The sequence below is a fragment of the Amycolatopsis sp. NPDC114504 genome, from assembly GCF_055633595.1.
Map to the genome: position 1 here is coordinate 664,250 of NZ_JBVKDU010000001.1, position 15,591 is coordinate 679,840.

12 protein-coding genes are annotated in these 15,591 nt (G+C 71.2%); 11 read left to right on the forward strand and 1 reads right to left on the reverse strand.

What is annotated here, in order from left to right:
• Positions 1 to 40 precede the first annotated feature (40 nt).
• The 4 genes from ACZ7PG_RS03200 (at position 41) to ACZ7PG_RS03215 (ending at position 4,859) form a co-directional block, all read left to right on the forward strand.
• Positions 41 to 1,372 (forward strand): MFS transporter, encoded by a 1,332-nt coding sequence (locus tag ACZ7PG_RS03200; protein ID WP_470237444.1) that lies wholly within the window; start codon positions 41 to 43, stop codon positions 1,370 to 1,372.
• 163 nt (positions 1,373 to 1,535) lie between these two features.
• The gene (locus ACZ7PG_RS03205) at positions 1,536 to 2,561 is read left to right on the forward strand and encodes an amidohydrolase family protein (protein ID WP_470237445.1); all 1,026 of its coding nucleotides are present in this window, start codon (positions 1,536 to 1,538) and stop codon (positions 2,559 to 2,561) included.
• Positions 2,558 to 3,472, forward strand: a complete 915-nt coding sequence (locus tag ACZ7PG_RS03210; RefSeq protein ID WP_470237446.1) for an amidohydrolase family protein — start codon at positions 2,558 to 2,560, stop codon at positions 3,470 to 3,472. Before ACZ7PG_RS03205 ends, ACZ7PG_RS03210 begins: the two co-directional genes overlap by 4 nt.
• 28 nt (positions 3,473 to 3,500) lie before the next feature.
• A complete protein-coding gene (locus ACZ7PG_RS03215) occupies positions 3,501 to 4,859 on the forward strand; it encodes an MFS transporter (RefSeq protein ID WP_470237447.1) in 1,359 nt (452 codons plus the stop codon).
• A 6-nt stretch (positions 4,860 to 4,865) separates the two neighbouring features.
• Here ACZ7PG_RS03215 and ACZ7PG_RS03220 read toward each other — a convergent pair whose 3' ends face one another.
• Positions 4,866 to 5,657, reverse strand: a complete 792-nt coding sequence (locus ACZ7PG_RS03220) for an HTD2 family dehydratase (RefSeq protein ID WP_470237448.1) — start codon at positions 5,655 to 5,657, stop codon at positions 4,866 to 4,868.
• Positions 5,658 to 5,850: 193 nt separating this feature from the next.
• Here ACZ7PG_RS03220 and ACZ7PG_RS03225 point away from each other — a divergent pair, with 193 nt between their 5' ends.
• The 7 genes from ACZ7PG_RS03225 to ACZ7PG_RS03255 all read left to right on the forward strand — a co-directional run bounded on the left by ACZ7PG_RS03225 (position 5,851) and on the right by ACZ7PG_RS03255 (position 15,541).
• Complete coding sequence (locus tag ACZ7PG_RS03225) at positions 5,851 to 7,026, forward strand: carbohydrate-binding protein (RefSeq protein WP_470237449.1); 1,176 nt, start codon at positions 5,851 to 5,853, stop codon at positions 7,024 to 7,026.
• A 106-nt stretch (positions 7,027 to 7,132) separates the two neighbouring features.
• The gene (locus ACZ7PG_RS03230; RefSeq protein WP_470237450.1) at positions 7,133 to 8,416 is read left to right on the forward strand and encodes an extracellular solute-binding protein; all 1,284 of its coding nucleotides are present in this window, start codon (positions 7,133 to 7,135) and stop codon (positions 8,414 to 8,416) included.
• Positions 8,417 to 8,489: 73 nt separating this feature from the next.
• On the forward strand, positions 8,490 to 9,431 hold the full coding sequence (locus ACZ7PG_RS03235) for a carbohydrate ABC transporter permease (protein WP_470237451.1): 942 nt from the start codon (positions 8,490 to 8,492) through the stop codon (positions 9,429 to 9,431).
• Positions 9,428 to 10,246 carry a carbohydrate ABC transporter permease gene (locus tag ACZ7PG_RS03240; RefSeq protein WP_470237452.1) on the forward strand — a complete coding sequence of 273 codons (819 nt, stop codon included), beginning with the start codon at positions 9,428 to 9,430 and terminating at the stop codon, positions 10,244 to 10,246. Before ACZ7PG_RS03235 ends, ACZ7PG_RS03240 begins: the two co-directional genes overlap by 4 nt.
• Positions 10,246 to 11,769 (forward strand): beta-N-acetylhexosaminidase, encoded by a 1,524-nt coding sequence (locus ACZ7PG_RS03245; RefSeq protein ID WP_470237453.1) that lies wholly within the window; start codon positions 10,246 to 10,248, stop codon positions 11,767 to 11,769. The genes ACZ7PG_RS03240 and ACZ7PG_RS03245 overlap by 1 nt, the downstream gene beginning before the upstream one ends.
• Positions 11,770 to 11,864: 95 nt before the next feature.
• Positions 11,865 to 12,563 (forward strand): GntR family transcriptional regulator, encoded by a 699-nt coding sequence (locus tag ACZ7PG_RS03250; protein ID WP_470237454.1) that lies wholly within the window; start codon positions 11,865 to 11,867, stop codon positions 12,561 to 12,563.
• A 590-nt stretch (positions 12,564 to 13,153) separates the two neighbouring features.
• Complete coding sequence (locus ACZ7PG_RS03255) at positions 13,154 to 15,541, forward strand: DUF7617 domain-containing protein (protein ID WP_470237455.1); 2,388 nt, start codon at positions 13,154 to 13,156, stop codon at positions 15,539 to 15,541.
• Positions 15,542 to 15,591 lie beyond the last annotated feature (50 nt).

The following is a 15,591-nucleotide window of genomic DNA, read 5'->3' on the forward strand; positions in this document are numbered from 1 at the left end:
GCTTCGGACTCCTTCGCCGGCCCGGACGAAAGGGACGAAGATGTCCGCACGAGAACTCGGCGGCACGGCCGCCGCCACGGTCCGGCTCTCCATCCGAGTGACCGCGTTGTGCTGGGTCCTCGTGTTGCTGGACGGGCTGGACCTGTTCGTCTACGGGGCGACGCTGCCGGGCGTGCTGGCCGACAAGAGCTTCGGCCTGACCCCGGTCAGCGGCGGGAACATCGGCAGCCTGACGACGTTCGGGATGATGCTCGGCGCGCTCGGGGCCGGCATCCTCACCGACCGCGTCGGCCGCCGGAAGATCATCATCACCGGCGTCGTGGTCTTCTCGCTGGCCGCGGCCGCCTGCGCCGCCGCGCCGACGGTCGCGCTCTTCGGCGCGGCGCGGTTCGTCGCCGGGATCGGGCTCGGCGGGCTGCTGCCGTCGGCGATCGCGATGGTCATGGAGTACGCGCCGTCGTGGCGGCGGAACCTCGCCGTCACCACCGTGATGACGGCCCACCAGGCCGGCGGCGCGCTGGCCGGCGCGCTGGGGATGACGCTCGTCCAGTCGCTGGGGTGGCGCTCGGTGTACTGGATCGGTGCGCTGCTGCTCATCGTGGTGCTGCCGGTGGTCTTCTTCCTGCTGCCGGAGTCGATGACCTTCCTGCTGGCCAAGGGGAAGACCGGGCGGGCGCAGGCGATCGCGGACAAGTTCGCGGTCTCCCTCGACACGTTCGCACCCGAACCGGCCGAAGACCGGCGCGGCGGGCTGCGCGGCCTCTTCACGCCGTCGGTGCGGATGACGACGCTGCTGTTCTGGATCGCCTCGTTCGCCGGGCTGCTGCTGGTGTACGGCGTGAACACCTGGCTGCCGACGATGATGCGCGGCAGCGGCTACAACCTCGGCTCAGCCATCAGCTTCCTGCTGGTGATCAACCTCGGCGGGATCGCGGGCATGCTCGTCGCCGGACGGCTCGCGGACCGGTTCGGGGCCCGGCCGGTCGCGATCATCTGGTTCGCGCTGACGGCGTGCGGCGTCGGGCTGCTGGCGGTGCACATGCCGCTGGTCGTGACGTACGTGGTCGTGTTCCTCACCGGTGCCTGGCTGTTCAGCGCGCAGACGCTCATCTACGCGGCGGTCGGCGCCTACTACCCCGCCGACAGCCGCGCGACGGCACTCGGCTGGGTGTCCGGCGTGGGCCGGACGGGCGCGGTGTTCGGGCCGTGGCTGGGCGGCATCCTGGTCGCCGGCGGGCTGAACTCCCTCGGCTTCGTCGTCTTCGCGATCGCCGGCCTGCTCGGCGCGGTGATGGTGGCGCTGGTTCGGCGCAACGGCGCCTACGCGACGAAGTCCGGGCAGCCCGAACCGGCTTCGGCGCAGAACGCCTGACCCTCCCGGACGCCCGCTGCCCCGCTCTGGCCCACCGGAGCGGGGCAGCTGCGCGTCCGTCACCAACCGACTTCAGCGGGTCAATCTCGTCGTAGATATTGTCAACAATTTCATCGACGATTAGTGTGCGAGTATCAAGCATGCGGAGCGACGAGGAACCACCTTGATCATCGACTGCCACGGCCACTACACGACCGCGCCCCCCGCCCTCGCGGCGTGGCGCGACCAGCAGATCGCGTCGCTGGACGACCCCGGCGTCGCCCCTTCGCGCGCCGACCTGCGGATCAGCGACGACGAGCTGCGCGAGACGATCGAGCCGAACCAGCTCCGGCTCATGGACGAACGCGGCATCGACCTCACGATCTTCTCGCCGCGCGCCTCGTTCATGGCCCACCACGTCGGCGACTTCTCGACGTCGGCGCAGTGGGCCTCGATCTGCAACGAACTCTGCCACCGCGTCAGCGCGCTCTACCCGGAGCGGTTCGCCCCGGCCGCGATGCTCCCGCAGTCCCCGGGCGTCGACCCGGCCACCTGCGTTCCCGAGCTGATCCGCTGCGTCGAGGAGTACGGCGCCGTCGCGGTGAACCTCAACCCCGACCCCAGCGGCGGGCACTGGACGGCCCCGCCGCTCACCGACCGGTCGTGGTACCCGATCTACGAGAAGATGGTCGAGTACGACGTCCCGGCGATGGTGCACGTCAGCACGAGCGTCAACCCGGCGTTCCACACCACCGGCGCGCACTACCTCAACGCCGACACGACCGCGTTCATGCAGCTCGTGCAGGGCGACCTGTTCACCGACTTCCCCACCCTGCGGCTGGTCATCCCGCACGGCGGCGGCGCGGTCCCGTACCACTGGGGCCGGTTCCGCGGCCTCGCGATGGCGCTGGGCAAGCCGGACCTCGAGGAGCACGTGCTGGGCAACGTCTTCTTCGACACCTGCGTCTACCACCAGCCGGGTTCGGACCTGCTCTTCGACGTCATCCCCGCGCGCAACATCCTGTTCGCCTCGGAGATGATCGGCGCCGTCCGCAGCGTCGACCCGCGGACCGGCCACCACTTCGACGACACCCGCCGGTACGCCGAAGCCGCGAAACTGTCCGAAGAGGACTGGGCCGCGATCCGGGAGCACAACGTCCGCGCCGTCTACCCGCGCCTGGACGCACTCCTGAAGGGACAAGGCCGGTGACCGAACCCCAAACGCCCGGCTGGCTCGACTGGTACGCGGGTCCGTCCACACCGGACTTCGCGCTGCCGCCGGGCACCGTCGACGCCCACTGCCACGTGTTCGGCCCGCAGGCGGAGTTCCCGTTCGCCCCCGAACGCAAGTACACGCCCTGCGACGCGAGCAAGGACCAGCTCTTCGCGCTGCGGGACCACCTGGGCGTCACACGCAACGTCATCGTGCAGGCCACCTGCCACGGCGCGGACAACTCCGCCATGCTCGACGCCGTCCGCGCGGCGGAGGGCCGGGCCCGCGGCATCGCGACCGTCCGTCCCGACATCGGCGACCAGGAGCTGCGCGAACTCGACGCCGCCGGCGTGCGCGGAGTGCGGTTCAACTTCGTGAAGCGGCTCGTCGACGCCGCGCCCAAAGAGGACCTGAGCACGATCGCGAAGAAGATCGCCCCGCTCGGCTGGCACGTCGTGCTCTACTTCGAAGCCGCCGACCTGCCCGAGCTCGAGGACTTCTTCGGTGCGCTGCCCGCGCCGCTCGTGATCGACCACATGGGACGCCCCGACGTCACGAAACCCGTGGACGGCCCGGAGTTCGCGCGGTTCCTCGGCTTCGTCGACGAGAACGACGTCTTCGTGAAGGTCAGCTGCCCGGAGCGCCTCACCGTCACCGGCCCGCCCGCCCTCGACGGCGAACGGCACGCCTACACCGACGTCGTCCCGTTCGCCCGGCGCGTCGTCACGGAGTTCCCGGACCGGGTGCTGTGGGGCACCGACTGGCCGCACCCGAACCTGAAGAACCACATGCCCGACGACGGGCTGCTCGTCGACCACGTCCCGCGGATCGCCGAAACCGCCGAGCTGCGGCGGAAGCTCCTGGTCGACAACCCCCTGCGCCTCTACTGGCCCGGCGAAACCGCCTGAAACCCCTGAAACCCCCGAAGGGCATGCAATGCAGCACGCCAACGCGTTCAACCGGCTGAACCGCCTGCCGATCTCGCGGTTCCACAAGGTCACCCTGCTCGCCGTCTCGTTCGCCTACTTCTTCGAGTTCGCGGACATCAACAGCTTCGCCACCACCGCGCCCAAGCTGATCAAGCTGTGGGGCGTGACGGTCAACCAGGTCGCCTACGTGACCTCGCTTTCCTTCGTCGGCATGTTCTTCGGGTCGATCATCGCGAGCAAGCTCGCCGACCGCTGGGGCCGGAAGAACGCTCTCATGTGGACGACCGTCTGGTTCGGCGTCTTCTCCTTCGCCGCGGTGTTCTCCTGGGACATCGTGTCGCTCGGCGTGTTCCGCATCCTGACGTCGGCGGGCCTTTCGGCGATGACGGTCGTCGCGGTCATCTACGTCAGCGAGCTGTACCCGGCGGCGAGCCGCGGCAAGTACCAGGCCTACGCGATCGTGATCGGCATCTGCGGCACGCCGGTGACCAACCTGATCGCGAGCGCCGTGGTGCCGATCAACTCCTGGTCGTGGCGGCTCGTGTACCTGTGGGGCGCGCTCGGCGTGCTGCTGGTGCTGTTCACGCGGCAGCTGAAGGAGTCGCCGCGCTGGTACGAGAGCCGGGGCGAGCACGCCAAGGCGGACGCGGTGCTGCGGGAGATCGAGGAGCGCGTCGCGGCGGAGAAGGGCCCGCTGCCGGAGCCGGCGCCGCCGATCGAGGAGGCCACGGTCGCGAAGGCGCCGCTGCGGTTGCTGCTGCAGAAGAAGTACCTGATGCCGACGTTGCTGCTGACGGTCCTGTGGGTGACGCAGACGATCGGCTTCTTCGGCTACTCGAGCTGGGCGCCGACGCTGCTGGCCAAGGAGGGCTTCAGCGTTGAGAAGTCGGTGTTCTACGTGGCTTTGACGACGGTCGGCGCGCCGCTGGGGTCCTACCTCGCGGCGCTGGTGACGGACCGGTTCGAGCGCAAGTGGTGCCTGGTCGCGTTCGGCGCGGTCATCGCGCTGTGCGGCCTGTTCTACGGGCTCACGTTCAACCCGGTCCTCATCGTGGTGTTCGGCTTCCTGGTGAACCTGTTCGAGCGCGGGTACACGGCGCTGGGGTACGCGTATTCGCCCGAGCTGTTCGACACGCGGGGCCGGTCGCTGGGCACGGGCGTGTCCTACGGGCTCGGCCGGCTGTCCAACGCGGTGGGGCCGTTGATCGTCGCCGCGCTGTACAACGGGAGCGGCTACCGGAGCGTGTTCTTCTTCATCGCGGGGACGTGGCTGGTCGGCGCGCTGGTACTGGCGGCGTTCGGCCCCCGGACGCGGGCGGCGCGGCTCGCCCAGACGGCTCCGGAGGTGAAGCCGGCCGGGGTCTGAAAGACCTCACCCCCGCGGCTTGCGCAGGGTGCCGATCGCCGTCCGCCGACCGTGCCGGTCGCGGGCGGCGGTCGTCGTCTCCACCCCCGGCGCGGCGGAGACGATCAGGCCCTGGTGGTCGAACAGCGGCGCCACCAGCCGGTACTCGAACTCCAGCGCGCCGTCCACGCCGCGGGCCCGCGCGGCCTCCGCCATCGCCACCGCCTGCAGCGGGCCGTGCGTCAGCAGCCCCGGGTACCCCTCCACGTCGCGGCTGTAGTCGCGGTCGTAGTGGATGCGGTGGGCGTTGTAGGTCAACGCGGAGAAGCGGAACAGCAGCGTCGGGGTCACGTCGATCGACCACTCGTCCGGGGACGGCGGCACCTCGGGGCCGTCGTCCGGGAGGGTGTCGAGCGCGGAACCGGCGCGGTAGACGAGGTCCTGTTCCTCGTCGACCACGAGCCGGCCCGCCTGCGTGATCCGGTGCGCCACCGTGACGAACGTGAGCGGCCCGGACCGGCCCTCCTTCTCGCGCACCGCGAGGACTTCCGACCGCCGGGTGGCGGGCTCGCCGAAGCGCAGCGCACCGGGCGTGCGGACACGGCCGCCGGCCCACATGCGCCGCCGTCCCGGGCCCGGCGTCGCGCCTCGGACCGGGTGGCCGTCCGGGCCGAGGTCGGCCTGGGCCGGGCGGTCGAGCAGGTAGAACCAGTGCCACAGCAGCGGCAGGGCGTCGTCCGGCACGGGGACGTCGAGCAGGGACGCGAAGGCGTGCGCGGGCCCGGGCAGGATCGGCTCGGTGACTTCGGACGTCGTCATGGTCACCCCGCTCCCGGTTCGTCGGCTGCGTTCGATTTCTACCATCCGGGCCGGCACCTGCGAAAATTACCAAAGGTAAGTTCTGTAGCGGTCTTGACATGACCAATGGTCAGGAGGAAAGTCCTCGCCACCTGATTCGTCTAGACCAATCAGGGAGCTCTCCCGGCGGACGGCCATCCTCAGGAGGAGACCCATGTCCCGCAGAATCCGGACCACCACAGCAGCACTGACGAGCGTCGCGACCGTGGCGGCGACGGCCCTGATCCTTTCCGGTGGGGCCGCCGCCAGCCCGCCGGCCGCGGCGGCCGCCGACTGCGGTGTGCTGTTCGACGACTTCCACTACGCCTCCCCCACCGACTCCGCGTTCGGCGGCGCCGGCTGGACCACCCGCAACGACGTCGGCAGTCCCGGCGTGGCCGGCGCGCGCTGGCTCACGAGCAACGTCAGCTTCCCGACGGTGAACGGCGAGCGCGTCGCCCAGCTCGCCGCCAGCACCGACGGCAGCGCGGCCGGCACGACGCACTCCGAGATGTACCAGAACCGGCTGCGGTTCTTCGAAGGCACGTACGCGAGCCGGGTCCGCTTCACCGACGCGCCGGACAGCGGCACCGACGGCGACCACGTCAACGAAACGTACTTCACGATCTCGCCGCTGCGGTACGACCGCGACCCCCTCTACAGCGAGCTGGACTTCTCGGAGTACCTGCCCAACGGCGGCTGGGGCGGCTCGACCGCGAACTACCAGACCAGCTGGTACACCTACTGGAACAACCCCACGTGGGACGGCCTGCGCACGTCCACCGCGCAGAACCGCAGCTTCGCCGGCTGGCACGACATCGTGACGCAGGTGTCGGGCGGGCACGTGAAGTACTACATCGACGGCCAGCTCACCGCGGACCACACCACCGACGCCCAGGGCGACCCGGTGACCCCGCGGACGCCGATGTCGATCAACTACAACATGTGGTTCATCGACACGGCCGGGCACACGAGCGGCAACAGCGTCTACACCGAGCAGGTCGACTGGACGTACTACGCGGGCAACCAGGTGGTGTCGCCGTCGGACGCCGTCGCGCGCGCGGGTTCGTACCGGACCGCCGGAACGTCCCATGTGGACACCGTGAACGGCTGCACGACGCCGACGACCCCGCCGGCGACCACGACGCCCACCACCCCGACCACGCCCACGACACCCACCACGCCGTCCCAGCCCGCCAACTGCTCGACGGCGGCGGAGTGGGACTGGGGCACGGTGTACCTCGGCGGCCAGCGGGTCAAGCACAACGCCCACCTCTGGCAGGCGAACTGGTGGACCCAGGGCTCCGAGCCCGGGCTCACCGCGCAGTGGGCCGACCTCGGCCACTGCTGAAGTCCGGCACCACACAGATCCGGCCGCGGCCCGGGTTCCAGGGACCAGCCCGGGCCGCGGCCACCCCACGCAATCTCCCCCGCTACCTCACTCCCCGGGAACTTCCATGCGCAGACGCACCTTCGCCGCCGCACTGGCCGTCGCCGCCGTGACCGCCAGTGCCGCTTGCGGCACCGACACCCCCGCCGCCCCCGCCGCTCAAGGGGGCGGGCAGCTGACCGTCTGGCTGATGAACGGCGACCTGTCCGACAAGGCCACCGCGGCGATCAACGCCGCCTTCGAGAAGGCCACCGGCGCGAAGGTCACCGTGCAGATCCAGGAGTGGGACAACATCAACACCAAGATCAGCACCGCCCTGGCGCAGGACAACACGCCCGACGTCATCGAGATCGGCAACACGAACGTCCCGCTCTTCGCCGCCAACGGCGCGCTCACCGACCTCACCCCGCACCGCGACGAGCTCTCGGCCGGGCAGCACTGGCTGGACGGACTCGCCGGACCGGCCACAGTGGACGGAAACCTCTACGGCGCGCCCCTGTTCGCGGGCAACCGCTCGGTGATCTACGACAAGCAGGTCTGGGCCGACGCCGGGATCACCGCCCCGCCGAAGACCTTCACGGAGCTCACCCAGGACCTCGACAAGATCAAGGCCAAGCACCCCGCGGCGGACTACTCGGCCTTCCACTTCCCCGGCAAGTACTGGTACGGCGCGCTCCAGTTCGTCTGGGACGCCGGCGGCCAGCTCGCCACGCAGAAGGACGGGAAGTGGACCGGGGCGCTGGAAAGCCCCGAGGCGCAGAAGGGCCTGCAGGCCTGGAAGGACTTCCAGAACGCGTACTCCTCCCCCGCGTCCCGCAACGTCGACACCAAGGCCCCCGACCAGGCCGCGATCTTCTCCGCCGGCGGCGCCGGGGCGATCCTCGACACGAGCGTCAACACCGTGGTCAAGAACAAGCCGGAGCTGAAGGACCGCCTCGGCACCTTCCCGTTCCCCAGCGCCACCCCCGGGAAGACGCAGCCGGTGTTCCTCGGCGGGTCCGACCTCGTCGTCGCGGCCAAGAGCCACAACCAGGACCTCGCGCTGGCCTACCTCAAGGCCGCGACGAGCCCCGAGGTGCAGCGCCAGGCGATCGTCGGCATCGACGGCTGGACGCCCGTCTCCACCGAGCTGATCGACGAGATCACGCCCACCCTGCCGCCGGTCAACGCCGCCTTCGCCACCGCGGCCAAGACCAGCGTCGCGACCCCGGCCGCGCCGGGCTGGGCGACGATCGAGAGTGACAAGTCGATCAACACCTTCTTCGCCGACATCGCCACCGGACGCCGGCCGATCGCCGACGCCGCCAAGGACTTCGACGCTCACCTGACCGAGGCCCTGAGCGCCCGCTGACCGGCGGGGTGGCCCGGCCGACTGCCGTCCCCAACCGGGCCGCCCCGCCCCTTTTCCGCGAAGGAGTCCCGTCGTGCTGCTGGTGAAAGCGCCGCCCGAAGCCCCGCCGAGACCGGCGACGCCGCGGCGACGCCGCTCGATGCTGCCCTACGGCCTGCTGCTGCCCGCGACCGTCCTGCTCGGACTCGTCCTGGGCTATCCGCTGGTGCGCCTGGTCGTCATCTCGACGCAGAAGTACGGCCTGCGGTCGCTGTTCACCGGCACGACGACCTTCGCGGGCTTCGACAACTACGCCGCCGTCCTCGGTGACGACCAGCTCCTCCCGGTCCTCGCCCGCAGCGTCGGGTTCTGCGCGGCGCTCGTCCTCGGCACCCTGGTCATCGGCTTCGGCGTCGCGCTGCTGCTGCAACGCCTGGGCCGGGGCATGCGCACGGCGGTCACGCTCTGCCTGATCGCGGCATGGGCACTGCCGAACGTGGCGTCCACCTTGGTCTGGCAATGGCTCTTCCAGCCCGGCTACGGCGTCGTCAACTGGCTGCTCACCCAGGCCGGCTTCGGCGACCTCACCCAGCACGACTGGACGACGTCGCCGACCTCGGCGTTCACACTGGTCTGGCTGCTGGTCGTGTGGCAGTCCGTGCCGTTCGTCGCGCTCACGCTCTACGCGGGCCTGTCGCAGATCCCGCGCTCCTACTACGAAGCCGCGGCGCTGGACGGCGCCGGGCCGTGGCGGGTGCACCGCACCATCACGTTCCCGTTCCTGCAGCCGATCCTCGGCCTGGTCACCATCCTCTCGGTGATCTGGGACTTCACGGTGTTCAACCAGATCTGGATCCTCACCCAGGGCGGGCCGAACGACGGCACGACGACGCTGGGCATCTGGACGTTCACCCGGGCCTTCAGCCGCAACGACTTCGGCCAGGGCGCCGCGATCGCCGTCGTCTCGGTCGCGCTGCTCGTCGGCATGACCGCCGTGTACGTGCGCCGGCTCGTCCGCTCCGGGGAGGACCTGTGATCCGCCGGATCGGCCGCAACGCCGTCGCCACCGTCTTCTGTCTCGTGTGGATCTTCCCCGTGTACTGGATGGTGCTCACGGCGTTCAAGCCCGCGGGCAAGATCCTCCAGCCCACGCCGCAGTTCCTGCCGATCGACGTCACGCTGGACAACTTCGCCGACGCGCTCGCCAAACCCGGGTTCGTGCGGGACCTCGCCAACAGCGCCGTGGTCGTCGTCGCGGTCGTCGCCCTGTCCATCGTGGTCGCCTTCCTGGCCGCGACGGCGTTGACGCGCTTCCGGTTCTTCGGCCGCCGCAGCTTCCTGATCGGCGTGCTGGTGCTGCAGATGGTGCCGGTGCCCGCCCTGGTCATCCCGCTGTTCCTCGGCCTGAAGAGCGCGCACCTGCTCGACACGCTGTTCGGGCTGATCCTGACGTACGTGGCACTCGTGCTGCCGTTCACGATCTGGACGTTGCGCGGCTTCCTGCACGGGATCCCGGTCGAACTCGAGGAGGCGGCGATGGTCGACGGCGCGACGCGCGCACGGGTGATGCGCTCGGTCCTGCTGCCCCTGGTGCTGCCCGGCCTGATCGCGACCAGCGTGTTCGCGTTCATCACGGCGTGGAACGACTTCCTGTTCGCCTACGTGATCATGAAGGACAGCTCCGGCTACACGCTGCCGGTGTGGCTGGTGTCGTTCAGCACCAGCACCGGCACCGACTACGGCGGCCTGATCGCCGCGTCGACGCTGTTCGCGCTGCCGGTCGTCCTCTTCTTCGCGCTCGTGCAGCGCCACCTGGTCGAAGGCATGACCGCGGGCGCGGTGAAAGGCTGATGATCATCCCCCGCCCCGCGCGGCTGACCCGCCGCGCCGGAACCTTCGCGCCCGCCGGCGGACTGCGCGTCCTCGCGAGCCACGGCGCCGAGCGCGCGGCCCGCCTCCTCGCCGGCTACCTGCCCCGGCCGACCATCCACCACGGCCCCTCGATCCGCCTCGACCTCGTCCCCGAGGCGAAGCTCGGGCTCGAGGGGTACGAACTCGACGTCACGCCGGTGGACGCGCTGCTCACCGCGTCGACCGAGGCGGGCCTGCGCAACGGCGTGCAGACCCTCCGGCAGCTGGTGCCGCTGCACGGGCCGCCGCGGCTGCCGTGCCTGCACGTCCGCGACGCGCCCCGGCTGCCCTGGCGCGGCGTGCTGCTCGACGTCGCCCGGCACTTCCTGCCGCTGGAGTTCCTCCGCGAGTTCGTCGACCTCCTGGCCCTGCACAAGTACAACGTCCTGCACCTGCACCTCACCGACGACCAGGGCTGGCGGATCGAGATCGACGGGCGGCCACGGCTCACCGAGATCGGCGCGTGGCGCAGCGAGTCGATGGTCGGGGCGGCCGGCAGCGGCGTCTACGACGGCGTCCCCCACGGCGGCTTCTACACCCAGCGCGAGCTGCGCGACCTCGTCGCGTTCGCGGCCGACCGCGGCGTGCGGATCGTGCCGGAGATCGACCTGCCCGGGCACGTGCGCTCGGCGCTGGCCGCCTACCCCGAGCTGGGCAACCGCCCGGACGTCACGCTCCCGGTGTGGACGGCGTGGGGCATCAGCCCGGACATCCTCGGCGTCCACGACGGCGCGTTCGCCTTCTGCCGGGAGGTGCTCACGCAGGTCGCGGACGTCTTCCCGGCGCGGCACCTGCACATCGGCGGCGACGAGTGCCCGACCACGCAGTGGGCGTCGAACCCGGTCGCGCTGGCGAAAGCGGCGCAGCTGGGGCTGACCGACACCGCCGAGCTGCACCCGTGGTTCCTGGGCGAGCTGCACGCGCTGCTGGCGGATCTCGGCCGGCAGGCGGTCTGCTGGGACGAGACCGGCCACGCCGCGGGCCGGCTGCCGCCCGAGCTGGTCGTCACGGCCTGGCGCGACGCCGCGCACGGCGCCCTCGCCGTCGCCCGCGGCCACCAGGTGATCATGGCACCGCACACGTCGACGTACTTCGACTACCGCCAGAGCGAGGAGCCCGGCGAGCCGCCGCGCCAGGACGTCACGACACTCCAGGACGTCTACCGCTTCGACCCCCTGGAGGGCGGGCTGCCGGTCAGCGACGGGACCCGGCCCGGGGTGCTCGGCACGCAGGCCCAGCTGTGGACCGAGCACGCACCGACGCCCGACCACGTCCGCCACCTCGCGTTCCCGCGGCTGTGCGCGCTGGCCGAGCGCGCGTGGTCGCCGCCGGACCGCCGTTATCCTGACTTCCAGGAGCGCCTGACCGGTCACCTCGAACGGCTGCGCGCCCTGGACGCCCTGCCCAAGGAGCGCGTCCGGTTCGCCGGCGCGGTCCCCGTATCCGGGAAGACGGTGCCTTGACCGCTGTGCCATCCGGGCCTTCGCCCCGGGCCGGGGCCTCCGCCACTCGGAGCCCCCGGAAAGAAGAGGACGAGCCGGCGGACCGCCCGCCCACGGTGAAACGCGACCGCGTCCGGCGGCACCTGCTGAAGGTGATCGAGAACGCCGGCCCCGGCACCGGGCTGGCGTCCGAACGCGACCTCGCCGCGGAGCTGGGCGTGTCCCGCCCGACCGTCCGGGCGGCCATCGACGAGCTGACCCGCACCGGGCTGCTGGTGCGCCAGCGCGGGCGGGGAACGTTCACCAGCCCGCAGAAGGTGACCCAGGAACTGGCGACGGGACTCGCCGTCCCACCCGCGGAGGGACACTGGACCAGCCGGGTGGTCGCGTTCGGGATCTCCGCCGCGACGCGGTCCCTGGCGGCCGACCTGGAGCGCGAGCCGGGGGCGCCGGTCCTGCGCGTCACGCGCGTGCGCCACGTCGACGACGAGCCGATCGCGATCGAGCGGCTGGCGCTCCCGGCGTCCCTGGTCCCGGGTCTGTCCCCGGCGGACCTGGAATCGGGCAACTTCTACCGGCTGCTGCGGGAGCGGTTCGGGATCGTGGTGCAGGACGCGGTGCAGACGATCGAGCCGGCGGTGACCAACCCGGAGCAGGCCGAGCTGCTCGAGATCGCGGTGTACGCGCCGATCCTGCACATCGAGCGGCTCACGCGCGACACGACGGGGCAGGTGGTCGAGCTGACCCGCTCGGTGTACCGCGGCGACCGGTACCGCATCACGTCGAAACTGCGCTTCGACGCCGAATCGGGCTGAGGCGCCCGGCCTGATCTCGGTCCGCTCCCCCGGCGCGTGACCGTCGAAGCGGAGCAGGTGCGCCGGCTGGTGGGCGCCCGGTTCCGCTCGCGCAGGGGCGTCCCGGCGCGAGCTACCCGTTCGCGTGGTCGATCCACGCGTGGCTCGACGGTTCGCCGGCTCGCGTGGACGCGATCGCCGACCCGGTCCGGTTCGCGCTCGATCCGGCCGGGTTCGTGACCGCCCTGCGGAGCGTCGTGCGACCCGGCCATCGCCTGGACGGTGCCGACCGCGGACAGCCGGCGGGATCCGCACCGAATACGTTTTCGGAAAATAATTCTTCGCAACCGCCGGAAACGAGAGTTCTTAGCGTCCACTCGTTACCCGAACGAGTGACGCTCCAGGTGCATCCGGGTGACCCTCGGCCGGAAACTCCCTCGCCTCACCAGGTCCACACCATTTCGCATCGGTAACGAACTGAGCTGTTGGCTTCGCCTTTCTGGCGCCCGGGTGAGTGCGCTTCAACGCACTCCCGGTCCGGCATACGATTTTCCTTCGGCCAGGAAACCGTTTCTGGGACCAACCGTTTGCGAAAGAATCGAGGACCATTCATGCGAAGACGCATGCTGGGAGCAGTGCTGCCCCTGGTGCTCGTCGCGGCCGCCGCCGTCGCGCTCCCCACCACCGCCGAGGCCGCTGCCGTCTCGGGGCTCACGAAGTCCGTGCAGGGCACCGGATCCCCCGCCGCCCACGGGGCCACCGCCGACTGGGTCATCGGCTACGACGACCAGGCCACCGGGTCCGGCGCCGCCACCATCACCGACGCCGTCGGCGCGGGCCAGGCGTTCCAGCCCGGCTCGCTGCACGCGCCGCCCGGGTGGACGCCGTCGTGGTCCACCGACGGCAGCACCTTCACCGGCACCGAACCCGCGTCCGGCGTCACCGCCGTGCGGGCGACGAACCCGGACGCCGGGCCCGACGCGACGTCGTTGTCCGCCGCGCTCACCCCGCCCGTGCAGGCGGTGACGACCGCGACCGGCGGCGACGGCTTCACGCCGATCCTCTACCGCACCCCGGGCGGCGTCCTGCAGGCCTGGAACATCTACCACCACCTCGGCGCGACGTCGCCGAAGGTCGTGTGCACCGACCTCGCCACCGGGCAGCGCTGTCCGGGCGGCCCGTGGCCGAAGGTGCTCAACACCGCGCCCGGCCCGCTCGGCACCCTCGGCGCCGGGGACATCGCGAGCACGATGGTCGAGCAGTACGTGCGCGACCCCGCGGCGCCCGCGAAGGTCTACTACCCGGCTGTCACGGCGGGCTCGGTCGGCGTCGGCTGCCTCGACATGGCGGCCTCGGCCAACTGCGGGTACTGGGCGCTGTCCCCCACCGGTGGGTCGCCGCCGGTCACCAGCATCACCGGGCTGCTGCAGAGCGGCGGCAACCTCTACGGCCTCGTCAGCAGCGGCGCGGTCGTCTGCTGGACCATCGCCACGCAGAGCGCCTGCGGCGGCCAGCCGTACGCGCCGATCGTCCCGGCCGCCAACCAGCCGTACGTCTACGGCGCGCTGACCCTGGTGGCGGGCAAGGTGTTCGCGTCGACGTCCAGCCCGAACACCGCGCAGCAGCCGTCACTGGGCTGCTTCGACCCGGCGACGGCCACGGCGTGCGCCGGCTGGGCCTCGTCGCGCCCGACGGGACCGGCGGGCAACTACACCTACAACGCGTACACGGCGTTCAGCACGACCGGTGTCCCGGTGGGCGCGTGCTCGTCGACGAGCGTCAACACGACCGTGACGACGTGTTACGCGCTCGACGGGTCGGTGCTGCCGGCCCCGCCGATCACGGCGTTGCCCGCGGGGGTGATCTTCTTCAACCCCGAGGTCGTCACGGATCCGAACGGCCACGTGCGCAGCTACGTGCCGATCTGGGGCGGACCGTACGCTGGCGCGACGCTGTGCCACGACTGGGCGACGGGGGCGGCGTGCGCGGGCTTGCCCGGGCCGATCACGCACCCGTCGGCGAACGGCGGGGTGACGCGGGACTACGGCTACACGTACGACGCCCCGTCGGGCTGCCTGATCGGCCTCGGCGACGCGGGCGTGCTGTTCTCGATGGACCCGGCGACGGGAGCGACGCCGTGCGTCCGTTCGGGCGGCCAGGTGACGCTGCGCCCGGGCGACTTCTACTGCGACGGCGGCTCACACGTCCAGGGGTACACGGCGGCGCGGCTGACGGGCGTCGACCCGGCGAACGTCGACTTCGCGGCGTCCCGGGTGACGGTGGTCGACCAGGGCGGCGCGACGGTGCCGACCCCGGGCTTCGCCCCGGACGGCTCGGTCGACCTGACCGGTGTGTCGGTGGCGGCGCACCCGTCGATCACGGTGACGACGACGTTGGTGCTGCACAACGGAACGGGCTTCAGCGGCCGGTTGCTGGTCGACTACGCGGGCGACGCGCCCCAGCTGTGTTTCCGCACGACGATCGCGACGGACTGCGCGGTGTCGTCGGTGGCGAACACGGCGACGGGCACGGACTCGACGGGCTCGTTCACGTCCAACACGGTGACGCTCCCGGTGGCCCCGGGCGAGTCGTGCACGCCGAACGTCAAGGTGGAGAAGGAGATCTGCACCTCGTCGTCGGCGTCGAAGTGCGGCCCGGGTGGCGTGGGACCGTGGGCCAAGCAGGCGGGGGTCGGTCTCCTGGGCCTGTTGAACGCGACGGCGTACTGGCGGATCACGGTGACGAACCTCGGCCCGGTCGGGATCACGTCGGCACAGGTGGTGGACACCGTGGAGCCGTCGTGCCAGACGGGCCCGTTCACCCTGGCGGCGGGGGCGTCGAAGCAGGTGTACTGCTCGACGTACGCGTTGCTGAACCTGTTCCCGATCACGAACCAGGCGAAGGTGAGTTACGTGCCGGCGAACGTTCCCCCGGGGACACCGCCGTCACACACGGGCTGGTCGTCGGCGAAGGCGTGTTCGCTGCTGTGCATCCTGTAGGGGGTTGAGGTGAGCGGCCCGCGGGGTGGTTCCCCGCGGGCCGTTTGCCA

Excerpts from the sequence above, each read along its gene's own strand:
- ACZ7PG_RS03200 (WP_470237444.1), top strand. The coding sequence starts at position 41 with ATGTCCGCACGAGAACTCGGCGGCACGGCCGCCGCCACGGTCCGGCTC.
- ACZ7PG_RS03220 (WP_470237448.1), bottom strand. The coding sequence starts at position 5,657 with ATGACGACGTCCGAAGTCACCGAGCCGATCCTGCCCGGGCCCGCGCAC.
- ACZ7PG_RS03215 (WP_470237447.1), top strand. The coding sequence starts at position 3,501 with ATGCAGCACGCCAACGCGTTCAACCGGCTGAACCGCCTGCCGATCTCG.
- ACZ7PG_RS03230 (WP_470237450.1), top strand. The coding sequence starts at position 7,133 with ATGCGCAGACGCACCTTCGCCGCCGCACTGGCCGTCGCCGCCGTGACC.
- ACZ7PG_RS03255 (WP_470237455.1), top strand. The coding sequence starts at position 13,154 with ATGCGAAGACGCATGCTGGGAGCAGTGCTGCCCCTGGTGCTCGTCGCG.
- ACZ7PG_RS03245 (WP_470237453.1), top strand. The coding sequence starts at position 10,246 with ATGATCATCCCCCGCCCCGCGCGGCTGACCCGCCGCGCCGGAACCTTC.
- ACZ7PG_RS03225 (WP_470237449.1), top strand. The coding sequence starts at position 5,851 with ATGTCCCGCAGAATCCGGACCACCACAGCAGCACTGACGAGCGTCGCG.